Genomic DNA, 14,643 nt, shown 5'->3' with positions numbered 1-14,643 from the left:
GGAGCGATTGAATCGAGCCATGGCACCTCCCACCCCGCGACGGATCCGGATCGGCATCGACACCGGCGGCACGTTCACCGACGTGGTCGCCTTCGACGAGGACTCCGGCGAGCTCGTCACGACCAAGACCCCCTCCACCCCGAGCAACCCCGCCGACGGCTTCATGGCCGGCATCGACAAGGTGCTCGGCCTGATGGGGCTGCCGACCGGCCACGGTGACGCGATCAGCGCCGTCAGCCACGGCACCACGGTCGCCACCAACCAGCTGCTCGAGGGCAAGGTCGACCGGCTCGGCTTCGTGACCACCGAGGGCTACGAGGCGATGCTCGAGATCGCCCGCCAGTCGGTGCCCGACGGCTACGGCAACTCCTACTTCTGGGTGAAGCCCGAGCGGATCGTGCCCCGCCACCTCGTCAAGGGCGTGGGCGGCCGGCTCGACTTCACCGGCGCGGAGGTCCGCCCCTTCGACGAGGAGGGCGCCCGGGCGGTGGCCCGCTGGTTCCGCGACCAGGGCATCAACACCCTCGGCGTCTGCTTCCTGCACGCCTACGCCAACCCCGAGCACGAGGAGCGGATGCGCGCCGTGCTCGCCGAGGAGCACCCCGACGCCGTCGTCTCGCTCTCCAGCGAGGTGCTGCGCGAGTACCGCGAGTACGAGCGGGCGATGACCACGCTGGTCGACGCCGCCGTGAAGCCGCGGCTCTCGGCGTACGTCAACAACATCAAGGCCCGCCTCGCCGACTACGCCGGCGAGCGGAAGGTGCCCTTCTACGTCATGAAGTCCAACGGCGGCGTCCTCTCCGCCGACGAGGTCGTGCACCAGCCGATCACCACCGTCCTCTCCGGCCCCGCCGCCGGTGCCCTGGGCGCCGCGCTGATCGCCAAGGTCGCGGGCTACGACAAGGTGCTGACCAGCGACGGCGGTGGCACGTCCACCGACGTCTCGGTCGTCATCGACGGCGACCCGACGCTGACCACCGAGGGCTCGGTCGGGGCGTTCCCGTCCAAGATCCCGATGATCGACGTCGTGACCGTCGGTGCCGGGGGCGGTTCGATCGCCTGGCTCTCGCCCGAGGGCACCCTCAAGGTCGGCCCGCAGTCGGCCGGCGCCGACCCCGGCCCGCTCTGCTACGGCAAGGGCGGCACCGAGGTCACCATCACCGACGCCCACGTCTTCCTCGGCCGCATCCCTCCGCACCTGCTCGGCGGCGAGATCCCGCTCGACGTGCAGGCGGCCCGCGACGGCATCGAGCAGCTCGCCTCGAAGCTCGGGCTGACCCCCGAGGCCTGCGCCACCGGCATCCTCGAGATCTCCGCCTGGAACCAGGCCAACGCGCTGCGCCAGGTGACGGTCAAGCGCGGTCTCGACGTGCGCGACTTCGCGCTGACCACCTTCGGTGGCTCCGGCTCGCTGCTGCTGTGCCGGCTCGTGGACGTGCTCGGGCTGCCCACCGTGCTGGTGCCGCCGAACCCGGGCAACGTCTCCGCCTTCGGCCTGCTCACCGTCGACGTCAAGAACGACTACGTGCAGACCCACGTCTCGCTGGCCGACGCCCTCGACCCGGCCACGGTCGGCGGGGTCCTCGACGCGCTGACCGCGCAGGCCGCCGAGGCGCTGACCAAGGAGGGGTTCCCCGAGGAGCAGCACTCCTTCATCCGCACCGCCGACCTGCGCTACTTCGGGCAGGCCTTCGAGGTGCGCGTGGCCGTCCCGGACGGGCCGGTCGACCAGGCGGCGCTCGACGAGGTCGCGCGACGCTTCCACGCCGAGCACACCGCGCTCTACGGCTACGACTTCGCGGGCGACCCCGCCCAGCAGGTCGAGTGGGTCAACCTGCGGGTCTCGGGCATCGGCCCGATCCAGCGTCCGGAGATCCAGCGCGTCCCGCTGGGCGACGGCACCGCGCCGGCCGAGAAGGGCCGCCGCGAGGTCTGCTTCGACGCCGCCGAGGGGTACGTCGACACGCCCGTGCTCTGGCGTGCCGACCTCGCTCCGGGCACGGTCGTCGACGGCCCGGCCATCATCGAGGAGTTCGGGTCGACGGTGCCGCTGCACCCGGGCTTCACCGCCCGCATCGACGAGTTCCTCAACATCATCGTCACCCGCACCGCCGAGGAGAGCATCTGATGTGCACCAGCTCCACGGGCGTCGTCGTCACGCCCCCCTCCGCCACGGAGGCGGACACCGCCAGCCGGCGCGCGCCCACGCAGTTCCCCTTCGGCCACCTGACCGCCGACGCCGGCGCGAGCGCCGATCCGGTGCTGGTCGAGATCGTCCAGGGCTCCCTGGCCAGCGTCGAGATGGAGGTCGAGACCGCCATCGGCCGCACCAGCCGCAGCCCGATGATCCGCGACGCCCACGACTTCCGGGCCGGCATCCACGACCGGCTGCTGCGCAAGCTCACCGGCCGCTCCTACAGCGCCCTGGTGCACCCGGTCGCCCGCGACTTCCCGATCGAGGAGATGCGGGAGGGGGACGTCTTCTTCCACAACGACGTCTACCAGTCCGAGGGCGGCATCGGGCACCTGCCCGACCTGTGCGTCACGGTGCCGGTCTTCGCCGGCCCCGAGGGTGAGCGACGTGTCGTGGCGTTCGTCCAGGCCTTCGGGCACCACGACGACATCGGCGGCGCGGTCCCGGGCTCGATGCCCTCCAACGCGACCAGCGTCTTCGAGGAGGGCCTGATGGTCCCCCCGATCCGGCTGTGGGACGCCGGCGTCCCCAACCGGGCCGCGCTGTCGATCATGACCCGCAACTCCCGGATGCCGGAGTCGCTGGCCGCCGACCTCGACGCCGAGTGCTCGGCGTGCCTGATGGGAGCCCGCCGGCTCGGCGAGCTCTTCGACCGCTACGGCATCGAGACCGTCGAGTCCTGCTTCGACGCGATCATCGAGCGCACCACCACGACGTACCGTCGCGAGATCCTCTCCAAGATCCCGGTCGGGGAGTGGGTGTGGGAGGACTACGCCGAGCACGACGGCGTCGACGAGCCGATGCTGCACACGCAGCGGATCACGCTGACCCGCACTGCCGCCGACGACCCCGAGGGTGAGCGGCTGATCCTCGACTTCGGCGGGACCTCGCCGCAGGCCAAGGGGCCGATCAACCACTGCGGCGACTACAGCGACGGCGTGTTCCTCAAGAAGTGGCTCGCGCCGATCCTGCGCAACCTCGCCGACACCCCCGAGCGGATGGCCGAGCTCGACGTCAACGAGGGGATCGTGCCGCTGATCGAGATGCGGTTCCCGCCGCCGGGCACGCTGCTCACGCCGGTCTTCCCGGCGCCGACCAACGCCCGCACGTTCGTGATCCTGCGCCTGCTCGGCGTCCTCGCGGGCGTCGTCGCGAAGGCCGTCGACGGACGGATGCCCGCCGACCAGGAGACGATCCGCTACACCGGCGTGTACGGCGAGGACCTCGAGGGGCGTCCCTACCTGATGCGCGAGGTGCTGGGTGGCGGCTCGGGCGGCCGCTACTACGCCGACGGCGAGGACACCATCCACGTCGTCCCCGACTCGCGGAACCTCCCCACGGAGTTCACCGAGGCGCGCTTCCCGTTCCGGGTCGAGTCGCTGTCGCTGGCGGTGGACTCCGGCGGGGCCGGCCAGTTCCGCGGCGGCCTGGGCTACGAGAAGCACATCCGGATGCTCAAGGACGCCCACTTCATGTCGATCGCCGACCGGTCGATCCTGGCCTGCTGGGGCGTCAAGGGCGGCCTGGCCGGCAAGCCGTTCCAGGTCACGATCGACCCGGGCGGCCCCGACGAGCGCGAGGTCGACGCCCTCGCCGACGCCGAGCCGATCAAGGCCGGCGAGGTGGTGCGGATCCGCACCACCGGCGGCGGCGGCTGGGGCAACCCGCTCGAGCGCGACCCCGAGCTCGTGGTCCGCGACGTGCTCTGGCGCAAGGTCTCCCCGGAGGCCGCGCTCGCCGACTACGGCGTGGTGCTCACCGGCTCGCTCGAGGACGACTCGCTCGGCCACGACGCCGCGGCCACGCAGGCCGAGCGTGCCTCGCGGCCCGAGCCGACCGAGGCCTTCTTCGACCGCGGCCCGGGCTACGCCCACCTCGCGGCCGGCGCCGCCGCCGCGGACGTCGACTGGCTCTGAGCGCCGTCCCGGCTCCGGAGGACCTGCGCCTCTGGAGCCGGGACCTCCTGCCGTCCCACGCTGGCGTCAGGAGGTAGTGACATGCGAGTACTGGTCGCCTACGCCACCAAGCACGGCGCCACGGAGGGGATCGCCGAGCGGATCGGGGAGAGCCTCGGCCGGTCCGGGCTCGACGTCGACGTCCGGGAGGTCCGGGAGGCCGAACCGGCGGGGTACGACGCGTACGTCGTCGGCAGCGCGGCGTACGCCGGCCACTGGCGCAAGGAGGCGAGGAAGTTCGTCAAGAGCCACCACGACGAGCTCGACACGCACCCGGTCTGGCTGTTCAGCAGCGGACCGCTGGGCACCGAGACCGAGGACGGGCAGGGGCACGACCTGCGTGAGGCCGCGACCCCGAAGGACGTCGCCGGCCTGGTGGAGAGCCTGCACGCCCGCGGGCACCGGGTGTTCTTCGGCGCGCTCGACCCCGAGGCGCTCACCGGCCCGGAGGGGCTGATGACCAAGCTGCCGGCGGGCAAGAAGCTGCTGCCCACCGGGGACTTCCGCGACTGGGCGGACATCGACGGCTGGGCGCAGGACATCGGTCGGGAGCTGCAGCAGGCCTGAGCCACTGCTCCCCGGACCGGACCGGCGTGGCCGGAGGAGCGGAGGTCTGGGAGTGTTGGACGCGATGAGCGAGCGTGTCGCAGTGGTGGGTGGGACCGGCAAGACAGGTCGAGCCGTGGTCACCGCGCTGACCGCCCGCGCGGCCGAGGCGGTCCCGCTCGGTCGGGCCGCGTGGATCGACCTCGCCGGCGCCCTCGACGGCTGCGCGGCGGCGTACGTCATCGCGCCCAACATGCACCACGACGAGGCGGCGTACGTCGAGCGCGTGGTGGACGCCGCGCGCCGGTCCGGGGTCTCCCGGGTCGTCCTGCACTCGGTGGCCTCGCCCTACGTGCCGGCGATGCCGCACCACGTCGGCAAGGCCGCCGCCGAGGACGTCGTGCGCCGCTCCGGACTGGGCTGGACGATCCTGCAGCCCGGCGCCTACGTGCAGAACTTCCCGGCCGACGCGACCGTGCGGCTCGCCTACCGGGCGTCGGCGCCGTTCGGGTTCGCCGACCTCGACGACGTGGCGGACGTGGCGGCCCGGGTGCTGGTGGAGGACGGTCACGACGGGGCGACCTACGAGCTGGCGTCGTTCGCCGCGACCGCCGGCGAGCTGGTCACCTCGCTCGGCTCGACCGTCGAGCAGGTCTCGCCCGAGGTCTGGGCGGCGACCGAGGGCCGGGCGCTCGAGCCGCGGGTCAGGGACTGGCTGCAGCAGATGTTCGCCTACTACGACCGGTACGGCCTGCCGGTCGGCACCCGGCCCATGCGCTTCCTGCTCGACCGGGCGCCTCGCGTCCTTGTGGGGGCCTGACCAGCGGCGTTCAATGGAGGAAGGGCCCGCCCACGTGCGCGGTGGGCCGATCGAGGTGAGATCCATGGACACGCTCGACGTCCTGCGCAGCTCCATCCTGTTCACCCACGAGAACCTCGCGGCCCGGTTCGACCGGGCGAGCGCGATGCTCTACACCCCCGGCCAGCCGCGCAAGGGCTACGAGCACATCGACACGTTCCTGGCCGTGGCGAGCAAGCACCTCAACGCGGTCGACGCCGTGCTGCTGCCGACCGTCCGCCGGCAGGTCCCCGACGGTGCGCACGTGGTGCACGACTACCTGCACAGCGTGAAGGCCCTCGAGCTGGCGCTGGCCCACGTCAAGGCCCGGGAGTACGGCTCGGTCTTCGACGCCGCCCGGCCGTGGAACGCGGTCTGGTCGGACGTCGGGGCGGCGCTCGCGGAGCACCGGCGCCACGAGTTCGCGCTCGGTGAGCTGCTGGCCGTCCACGTGCAGCCGGTCACCCTCGAGACGCTCGCCGACCGGCTGCACCGGGCGGAGACCAGGTCGCCGAGCCGACCGCACCCCTACGCCCCGCACACCGGCGTGCCCGGTGCGGTGGCGCGCCGGATCATGCACGCGGTCGACTCCTTCTGGGACGCCGCGGAGGGCCGGATGGTGCCGGAGCCGGTGCGGCCGCCCCACAAGGCGCCGGGCAAGGTCACGCAGTACTTCCTCGCCGACCCGCGCTTCGACGAGGACGACCCACCGCCCGGCACGCGGCGCCCGCAGGGGTTGTGACGCCCGCGACCTGACCCCCGCGACCTGACCCGGCGCTCAGCCCCAGACCTCGTCCGCGAGCTCCACGAGCAGCGCCAGCTTCGCCTTCTCCTGGTCGACGCTGAGCGAGTTGCCCTCGACCGTCGAGGAGAACCCGCACTGGGGCGAGATGCAGACCTGGTCGAGGTCGATGAACCTCGAGGCCTCGTCGAGGCGCGCGCGGAGGGTGTCCTTCGACTCCAGCTCCCCGTGCTTGGTGGTCACCAGGCCGAGCACCACGACCTTGTCGGCCGGGACGTGCCGCAGCGGCTCGAAGCCGCCCGAGCGCTCGTCGTCGTACTCCAGGAAGAAGCCGTCCACCTCCAGCTCGTTGAACAGCGCCTCGGCCACGAAGTCGTAGCCGCCCTCGGCCACCCACGAGTCCCGGAAGTTGCCCCGGCACATGTGGGTGGTCACCCGCAGCCCCTCCGGGCGACCGGCCAGCGCCTCGTTGAGGTGACGGATGTAGGCCTCGTGCAGGTGCTCGGAGTCCTCGCCGCGGTCGGCCATCGCCCGCCGCTGCTCGGGGTCGTTGAGGTAGGCCAGGGAGGTGTCGTCGAGCTGCAGGTAGGTGCAGCCGAGCTCGTGCACGCGGCGCACCTGCTCGCGGTACGCCGCGGTCAGGTCGGCCCAGAAGTCCTCGACGTCGGCGTACACGTCCGGGTCGATCGACGCGGCGCCGCCGCGGTAGTGGACCATGCTCGGCGAGGGGATGGTCAGCTTCGGCGTGACCCCCTCGCCCACCCGGTCGCGGAGGAACGCGAAGTCGTCGCCGAAGATCGTCTCCGACAGACCGATCTTCCCGTCGACCCGCAGCGCCGCCGGGGTGAAGTCGATCTCGCCCGAGGCGTTCTTGAAGTGCACCGCCAGGTTGTCGTGGGCCTTGCTGATGCCGTCGAGGCGGTAGATGAAGTCCATGTGCCAGGACCCCCGGCGGAGCTCACCGTCGGTGGCCGAGCGCAGGCCGGCCTCGCGCTGCAGGGCCACGGCCTCGGTGACCGCCCGGTCCTCGGCCTCCCTCAGCCCGGCGTCGTCGAGCCGGCCGGCGGCGTGGTCCTCGCGGGCCTGCAGCAGCGTCGGGGGGCGCAGCAGGCTGCCGACGTGGTCGGCGCGGAACGGCGGGGTGTCACGGAGCACGGGCTTCCTCCTCGAGCGGAACGGCGTGGTCACGTCCACCATGGCACGCCGCCCCAGAGCCACCCTGCGGTCCGGGCCTGCCGCCGGCGGACGTCCCACGTGGGGGAGGAGTGCTTGCCGAGACGTGCCGGCGAGAGGATGCTGCCGGGGAACGGCCGTGCACCCCCGCCGCGGTCGACCGGTCGGACAGGAGATCTCGGATGTCCACAGCTCCCGAGCTGCACAAGGGGCTCAAGCAGCGCCACCTCACGATGATCGCGATCGGCGGAGTGATCGGAGCCGGGCTGTTCGTCGGCTCGGGCGTGGTCATGCAGACCGCCGGCCCCGGCGCCTTCCTGACCTACGCGGTCACCGGCGTGCTCATCGTGATGGTGATGCGGATGCTCGGCGAGATGGCGACCGCCAACCCGAGCACGGGCTCGTTCTCCGACTACTCGCGCAACGCGCTCGGCCACTGGGCGGGCTTCTCGGTGGCCTGGCTCTACTGGTACTTCTGGGTGGTCGTGGTCGGCTTCGAGGCCGTGGCCGGCGCGAAGGTCGTGCAGTTCTGGCTGCCCGACGTCCCGCTGTGGACGGTGGCCCTGGCCCTGATGCTGCTGATGACCGGCACCAACCTCTTCTCGGTGGGGTCGTACGGCGAGTTCGAGTACTGGTTCGCCGGCATCAAGGTCGCGGCCATCCTGGTCTTCCTGGTGCTCGGTGGCCTCTACGTGCTCGGCGTCATCAGCGGCGACGGGCCGCACTTCTCCAACCTGACCGCGCACGGCGGGTTCCTGCCCAACGGCGTGGGCGCGATCTTCTCCTCGGTCGTGGTGGTCGTCTTCTCGATGGTGGGCGCGGAGATCGCCACGGTCGCAGCGGCCGAGTCGCACGACCCCGAGAAGGCCATCGCCCGGGCGACCAACTCGGTCGTGCTGCGCGTCGGCACGTTCTACGTCGGATCGGTGTTCCTGCTCGCCTGCATGATCCCGTGGAACAGCGACGAGCTCGCGGCCTCGCCGTACGTCACCGCGTTCGACATCATCGGCATCCCGGGCGCCGAGCACGTGATGAACGCCGTCGTGCTGACCGCCGTGCTGTCCTGCCTCAACTCGGGGCTCTACACCGCCAGCCGGATGCTCTTCGTGCTGGCCGCGCGTGAGGAGGCTCCGGTCTCGCTGCTCACGGTCAACGCCAAGGGCGTCCCGGTGCGGGCGATCCTGTTCTCCTCGGTCATCGGCTTCCTGTGCGTGATCGCCGCCTACGTCTCGCCCGACACGGTCTTCGCGTTCCTGCTCAACTCCTCCGGCGCGATCATCCTGTTCGTCTACCTGCTGATCTGCGTCTCGCAGTTCGTGCTTCGCCGGCGTACGCCCGACGACCAGCTGACTGTGCGGATGTGGGCGTTCCCGGTGCTGACGCTGCTCACCATCGCGGGCATCCTGGCGATCCTGGTGCAGATGGGCGTCGACGGTGAGACCCGGTCGCAGCTGCTGCTCAGCCTGCTGGCGTTCGGCGTCATCCTCGTGGCGTTCGGGCTGAACCGGTTGCGCCGCGGGGAGGAGGCGCCCGACCGCCCGGCCCCGGAGTCGGTGGACCGGGTGCTGCTGCTGGCCAACGAGACGATGAGCGAGGACGCGCTGGAGCGGGAGCTGCGCGACGTGCACGCCGAGACCGGGGCGCACATCCACATCACGGTGCCGGCCAACCCCGTCGACACCGGGCAGGCCGAGGTGGAGGGCGCGGTCTTCCTGTGGGAGGCCACCCGCAAGGCGGCCCGGGAGCGGCTCGACCAGATGATCGAGGCGCTGCGCTCCCACGGCGTCGAGGTGACCGGGGCGCTGGGCGACCACCGCCCGCTGGTGGCGCTGCGCGAGGCCGTGGCCGACTTCCGTCCCGACCTGGTCATCATCGCCACGCACGCGCGCGGGGAGTCCACCTGGCTGCGCAAGGACCTGGTGAGCGCCGCGCGGTCGGAGCTGTCGGTGCCGGTGCGGCACGTCATCCCGAGCGAGGTGGATGCGCGCGCCTGACCGCGCAGGGCTGCTTGACTGGCCCGCATGGAACGCCCCCTGACCCTGGTGACCGGCGGCACCCGCGGCATCGGCGCGGCGACCGCGCTGCGCCTCGCGGCGGACGGGCACGACCTCGTGCTCGGCCACGCCCGTGACGACGCGGCTGCCGAGGAGTGCCGGCTCGCGGTCGAGGACGCCGGCGCCCGCTGCCTGGTCGTGCGCGCCGACGTCTCGCACCAGGACGGGGTCCACCACCTCTTCGCCACGGCCGCCGGTCACGGCCGGCTCACCGGGGTCGTCAACAACGCCGGCGCGACCCTGCACCTCGGGCGTCTCGCCGAGACCCCGGTCGACGTCATCCGGCGGACCGTCGACCTCAACCTCACCGGGGCGCTGCTGGTGGCCCGGGCCGCGGTCCGGGCGCTCGGCAGGTCGTACGGCGGCCGCGGCGGGGTGATCGTCAACGTCAGCTCCGGCGCCGCGACCCTGGGCTCGCCGGGGGAGTACGTCCAGTACGCCGCCGCGAAGGCCGGTGTCGACGCGCTCACGGTCGGGCTGGCCCAGGAGGTCGCCGACGAGGGCATCCGCGTGGTCGGCGTGGCCCCCGGCCTGGTGCGCACCCGCATCCACGAGGACGCCGGCGACGCCGGGCGGCTCGAGCGTGGCGCCGCGAGGATCCCGCTCGGACGGCCGGGGGAGCCGGCGGAGATCGCCGACGCGATCGGGTGGCTGATGAGCGCGCAGGCGTCGTACGTCACCGGGACGACGTTGCGGGTGGCCGGCGGCCGCTGACCGCACCGACGCCGCCGGCCTTGGCAAGATCTGCCAGCAGGACCCGCCGGAGTTGGTCATCCGGCACCGTGCCGCGGTGCGGCGCGCGTCACTAGGTTCGATGCATGAAGGTGCTGCTCGCGCTCGGCGGAAACGCCATGACCAACACCGACGGCCGCGCCCGTCCCGAGGACCAGATCGAGGCCGCGCGCGTCGCCATGGGGGCGGTCGCCGACCTGCTCCAGCACGACGTCGACGTCGTCGTCACCCACGGCAACGGTCCCCAGGTGGGCAACCTCCTGGTCAAGAACGAGATCGCCGCGGCGGTCGTCCCGCCGGTCCCGCTGGACTGGTGCGGCGCGCAGACCCAGGCCACGCTCGGCTTCGTCCTGATGAACGCCCTCGACGCGGCGCTCGCCGAGCGCGGCGTGGACCGGCGTACGGCGGCCCTGGTCACCCGGGCGCTCGTCGCGGCCGACGACCCCCACTTCACCCACCCGACCAAGCCGATCGGCCGCTACCTGCCGGCCGAGGAGGCCAAGCTGCTCGTCGAGCACGGCGAGACCTGGGAGGACCGGGGCGAGAAGGGCTGGCGCCGGGTCGTCGCCTCGCCGGAGCCCACCGAGATCCTCGACGCCCCGGCCGTGCGGGCGCTGGTCGACGCCGGCTTCGTCGTCGTCGCCAACGGCGGCGGCGGCATCCCCGTCGTGCGCGACGCCGACGGGACGCTGCGTGGCGTCGAGGCCGTGATCGACAAGGACCTCGGGGCGGCGCTGCTGGCGCGCACCGTCGATGCCGACGTCCTCGTCATCGCCACCGACGTCCCGAACGCCGTGCTGCACTACGGCACCCCGCAGGCCCGGCCCCTCGGCCGGGTCACCGTGGGGGAGATGCGCGGGTACGCCCGCGAAGGCCACTTCGCCAGCGGCTCCATGGGCCCCAAGGTCGACGCGGCCTGCCGGTTCGTGGAGGACGGCGGGACGCGCGCCGTCATCACCAGGCTCGACCACATCGTCGATGCGATCACCGGCGACGGCGGGACCGTCGTCGTACCCAACTGAGGAGAGACACCACATGCCCGACGCCATCGAAGTACGCAAGGTCCCGATCCACTCGGTCGCCGACGCCTCGGAGCTCGCGAAGCTCATCGACGACGGCGTGATGGACGCCAGCCGCGTCATCGCCATCATCGGCAAGACCGAGGGCAACGGCGGGGTGAACGACTACACCCGCATCATCGCCGACCGTGCGTTCCGCGAGGTCCTGGTCGAGAAGGGTGCCCCGGCCGACCAGGTCAAGCAGGTCCCGATCGTGTGGTCCGGCGGCACCGACGGCGTGATCAGCCCCCACGCCACGATCTTCGCCACCACCGACGCCGAGCCGACCGACGAGCCCCGGCTGACGGTGGGCTTCGCGATGAGCGAGCAGCTGCTGCCCGAGGACATCGGCCGCACCACCATGGTCTCCAAGGTCGCCGACGCGGTGAAGGTCGCGATGGAGCGGGCCGGCATCACCGACCCGGCCGACGTGCACTACGTGCAGACCAAGACGCCGCTGCTGACGATCCACACCATCCGCGACGCCAAGAGCCGCGGCAAGACCGTGTGGACCGAGCACACCCACGAGTCGATGGACCTCTCCAACGGCTGCACGGCGCTCGGCATCGCGGTCGCGCTCGGCGAGATCGAGATGCCCTCCGACGAGGACGTCATGCACAACCGCGACCTCTACTCCAGCGTCGCCTCCTGCTCCTCGGGCGTCGAGCTCGACCAGGCGCAGGTCGTCGTGGTCGGCAACGCGACCGGGGTCGGCGGCCGCTACCGCATCGGCCACTCGGTGATGAAGGACGCCCTGGACCAGGACGGCATCTGGGAGGCGATCAAGGACGCCGGGCTCGAGCTGCCCGAGCGTCCCCGCACCGCCGACCTCGACGGCAAGCTGGTGAACGTGTTCCTCAAGTGCGAGGCGTCGCAGGACGGCCAGGTCCGCGGCCGCCGCAACGCGATGCTCGACGACTCCGACGTGCACTGGCACCGCCAGATCAAGGCCTGCGTCGGTGGCGTCACCGCGGCCGTCACCGGCGACCCGGCGGTGTTCGTGTCGGTGTCCGCGGCGCACCAGGGTCCCGACGGCGGCGGCCCGGTGGCCGCGATCGTCGACCTCGGCTGACCCTCCCCGCTCGTCCTCCGGGACGTCATGCGGATCGTGGCCTACGGGGCTCGATTCGCATGACGTCCCGGTTGTCTTTCCGCGGTGTTCGGCAGGTGTTCACGTGGCTGCACGAGGTTGCTGCCATGACCATGAACAGACGACAGCTGATCAACACCGGCGCGGCCTCCGGAGCGGGCCTGCTCGCCGGTGCTGCTCTCCTGCAGGCGCCGGCCACCGCTGCCGGTGACCGGCCCGGCGGCTCCTCGAAGGACCACCCCCTCTTCCCGCCGTTGCAGTCCTCGGAGGGCGACCTGCTCGCGTTGCCGCCCGGCTTCTCCTACGAGGTCGTCGCCGTCTCGGGCGAGACCGAGCTCGCCGACGGTGCCGGCAAGACCCCGGAGCGTCCCGACGGCACCCTGGTCGTGGCGACCGACCGCGGCTACCGCCTCGTGCAGAACCACGAGGGCAGCCCCGGCAGCGCCCAGCCGGTGCCGCTGGTCGAGGGCACGGTCTACGACCCGGGTGCTCTCGGCGGTGGCTGCACGGTCATCGACGTGGACCGCAAGGGCAAGCGCATCCAGGAGTGGGTCGGCCTCTCCGGCACGATCAGCAACTGTGCCGGTGGTCCCACGCCCTGGGGCTCGTGGCTGACCTGCGAGGAGAGCGAGTCCAAGGCAGGCACCGGCACCCTGGAGAAGGACCACGGCTACGTCTTCGAGGTCTTCGCGGGCGGCCCGAGGAAGCAGTCCCCGAAGCCCATCGAGGCGTGGGGCCGCGCGCCCCACGAGGCCGTCGTGGTCGAGCCCGGTCGGCGCCGTGTCTACCTGACCGAGGACGCCAGCGGACCCACCGGCCTGCTGTACCGGTGGACCGCACCGTCCGGCTACAAGCTGCGTCCCTACATCGCCGAGGCGCTGGACAAGGACGCCGGCAAGCTGCAGGCCCTGGCCCTGCTCGCGCCCGACGGCAGCGTGCTGCCCGACCTGGCCTACGTCACGGCCGCCCAGATCGGCCGCCCGTTCCGGACCAGCTGGGTGACCGTCCCCGACCGCCACGCCAGCACGACCTCGCTGCGCAAGCAGTTCGAGGCCGGGCAGGTCACGCACTCGAAGAAGCTCGAGGGCGCCTGGGGCAACGACAAGGGCATGTACTTCGTGGCCAGCTTCGCCTTCGCCGCGGACATCCCGAGCGACGCGACGCCGCACGACGGCCAGCTCTGGTTCTACGACTACGCCGACCAGACGCTGACGCTGATGGCTTACTTCCCCTACAACGCGCTGCTGCACAGCAAGACGGTCGAGCCGCTGACCGACCTCGGGCCCAGCCTCGACCTGGCGTTCGACGGGCCGGACGGCTGCCACGTCTCGCCGTACGGCTCGCTGGTGCTCACCGAGGACGGCGACACCGCCAACCACGTGCTGAGCTGGAGCAGGAAGCACGGCGCGCAGGCGATCGCCCGGAACCTGGTCGTCGCGGAGCAGAACGAGAACGGCAAGAACGTCTACAGCGAGATGACCGGGCCGTGCTTCAGCCCCGACGGCAGGATCCTGTTCGTCAACGTGCAGGAGCCGGGCCACGTGTTCGCGATCACGGGCCCCTGGAAGAAGTACCTCGGCTGACCCCTGCCGACGTCGTACGTCCTGGCCGTCCCGGCGGCCGGGACGTACGACGTCAGGCCTTGCCGTCGACCCAGGCCTCGTCGAGCTGTCGCCCGGCGAACGCCGCGAGCCGGTGGTAGACCGGTGCGTCGTCGGCCACGTCGACCTCGGCCCCGAACGCGTTGCCGCGGTTCTCGGGGGTCAGCCCGGCGGACATGAACGCCAGCGCCCGCTCGGCCACGCTGGGCTCGAGCTGGGCCGACTGTCCGGTGGCGCGGGCCAGGTCCCAGGTGTGCACGGCGATCTCGGAGGTCTGCCAGTCGACGGTGCGGGCGTCGGCCTCGTCGCCCTGCTGGTGCCAGGCGTGGATGAGGTCGTCGGCGCCCACCCGGAACACCGGGGCCCACTCGTGGCCGATCTCGGGTGGCTCGGTCGCCCAGTCCGGTTCCTCACCGCGCATGGCGGCGAGGAACTTCGTCGGGGCGGCCACCAGGTGGGCGATCAGGCGCGCGACGTCCCAGTCGTTGCAGGGTGTGGGGCGCGTGAGCTGGTCGGGATGGACCGCGGCGAGCACGTCGCCCGCCTGGTCGAGGGCCCGGGAGAGCACGACGACGGCGTCGTTGGGACTGGTCATGGTGGTTCCTCCTCGCCTCGACGATAAACCGCGGGTGCGCGGGCGAGCCGGGGCCCAAAGTCCCT

12 protein-coding genes are annotated in these 14,643 nt (G+C 72.1%); 10 read left to right on the top strand and 2 right to left on the bottom strand.

Annotated features, from left to right (window positions below):
• Nucleotides 1-19 precede the first annotated feature (19 nt).
• From ACFO9I_RS06285 to ACFO9I_RS06265, 5 genes are all read left to right on the top strand, one after another.
• On the top strand, nucleotides 20-2,128 hold the full coding sequence (locus ACFO9I_RS06285; protein ID WP_379178898.1) for a hydantoinase/oxoprolinase family protein: 2,109 nt from the start codon (nucleotides 20-22) through the stop codon (nucleotides 2,126-2,128).
• Nucleotides 2,128-4,110, top strand: a complete 1,983-nt coding sequence (locus ACFO9I_RS06280; protein ID WP_379178896.1) for a hydantoinase B/oxoprolinase family protein — start codon at nucleotides 2,128-2,130, stop codon at nucleotides 4,108-4,110. Before ACFO9I_RS06285 ends, ACFO9I_RS06280 begins: the two co-directional genes overlap by 1 nt.
• Nucleotides 4,111-4,191: 81 nt before the next feature.
• Entirely contained in the window at nucleotides 4,192-4,716 is a 525-nt protein-coding gene (locus tag ACFO9I_RS06275; protein ID WP_379178894.1) for a flavodoxin domain-containing protein, read from the top strand.
• 64 nt (nucleotides 4,717-4,780) lie between these two features.
• Nucleotides 4,781-5,515: an SDR family oxidoreductase gene (locus ACFO9I_RS06270; RefSeq protein WP_379178892.1), complete on the top strand. Its 735-nt coding sequence runs from the start codon at nucleotides 4,781-4,783 to the stop codon at nucleotides 5,513-5,515.
• A 64-nt stretch (nucleotides 5,516-5,579) separates the two neighbouring features.
• On the top strand, nucleotides 5,580-6,275 hold the full coding sequence (locus ACFO9I_RS06265; protein ID WP_379178890.1) for a hypothetical protein: 696 nt from the start codon (nucleotides 5,580-5,582) through the stop codon (nucleotides 6,273-6,275).
• Nucleotides 6,276-6,311: 36 nt separating this feature from the next.
• Here ACFO9I_RS06265 and ACFO9I_RS06260 read toward each other — a convergent pair whose 3' ends face one another.
• On the bottom strand, nucleotides 6,312-7,430 hold the full coding sequence (locus ACFO9I_RS06260; protein WP_379178889.1) for a 5-methyltetrahydropteroyltriglutamate--homocysteine S-methyltransferase: 1,119 nt from the start codon (nucleotides 7,428-7,430) through the stop codon (nucleotides 6,312-6,314).
• 200 nt (nucleotides 7,431-7,630) lie between these two features.
• On the opposite strand from ACFO9I_RS06260, the gene ACFO9I_RS06255 reads away from it, so the two are divergent.
• From ACFO9I_RS06255 to ACFO9I_RS06235, 5 genes are all read left to right on the top strand, one after another.
• Nucleotides 7,631-9,442 carry an amino acid permease gene (locus ACFO9I_RS06255; RefSeq protein ID WP_379178887.1) on the top strand — a complete coding sequence of 604 codons (1,812 nt, stop codon included), beginning with the start codon at nucleotides 7,631-7,633 and terminating at the stop codon, nucleotides 9,440-9,442.
• 27 nt (nucleotides 9,443-9,469) lie between these two features.
• Complete coding sequence (locus ACFO9I_RS06250; RefSeq protein WP_379178885.1) at nucleotides 9,470-10,216, top strand: SDR family oxidoreductase; 747 nt, start codon at nucleotides 9,470-9,472, stop codon at nucleotides 10,214-10,216.
• A 104-nt stretch (nucleotides 10,217-10,320) separates the two neighbouring features.
• Nucleotides 10,321-11,256, top strand: a complete 936-nt coding sequence (locus ACFO9I_RS06245) for a carbamate kinase (RefSeq protein ID WP_379178883.1) — start codon at nucleotides 10,321-10,323, stop codon at nucleotides 11,254-11,256.
• 13 nt (nucleotides 11,257-11,269) lie between these two features.
• Nucleotides 11,270-12,364 carry a ring-opening amidohydrolase gene (locus tag ACFO9I_RS06240; protein ID WP_379178881.1) on the top strand — a complete coding sequence of 365 codons (1,095 nt, stop codon included), beginning with the start codon at nucleotides 11,270-11,272 and terminating at the stop codon, nucleotides 12,362-12,364.
• Nucleotides 12,365-12,489: 125 nt separating this feature from the next.
• Complete coding sequence (locus tag ACFO9I_RS06235) at nucleotides 12,490-13,965, top strand: alkaline phosphatase PhoX (protein ID WP_379178879.1); 1,476 nt, start codon at nucleotides 12,490-12,492, stop codon at nucleotides 13,963-13,965.
• 52 nt (nucleotides 13,966-14,017) lie between these two features.
• Here ACFO9I_RS06235 and ACFO9I_RS06230 read toward each other — a convergent pair whose 3' ends face one another.
• A complete protein-coding gene (locus ACFO9I_RS06230) occupies nucleotides 14,018-14,578 on the bottom strand; it encodes a TIGR03086 family metal-binding protein (protein ID WP_379178877.1) in 561 nt (186 codons plus the stop codon).
• Nucleotides 14,579-14,643: the final 65 nt, after the last annotated feature.

The sequence above is a fragment of the Nocardioides sp. GCM10023255 genome, from assembly GCF_042653125.1.
Classification (GTDB): Bacteria; Actinomycetota; Actinomycetes; order Propionibacteriales; family Nocardioidaceae; genus Nocardioides.
The sequence above is the reverse complement of the archived record's forward strand: the minus strand, read 5'-3'. Positions and strand labels throughout refer to the sequence as shown.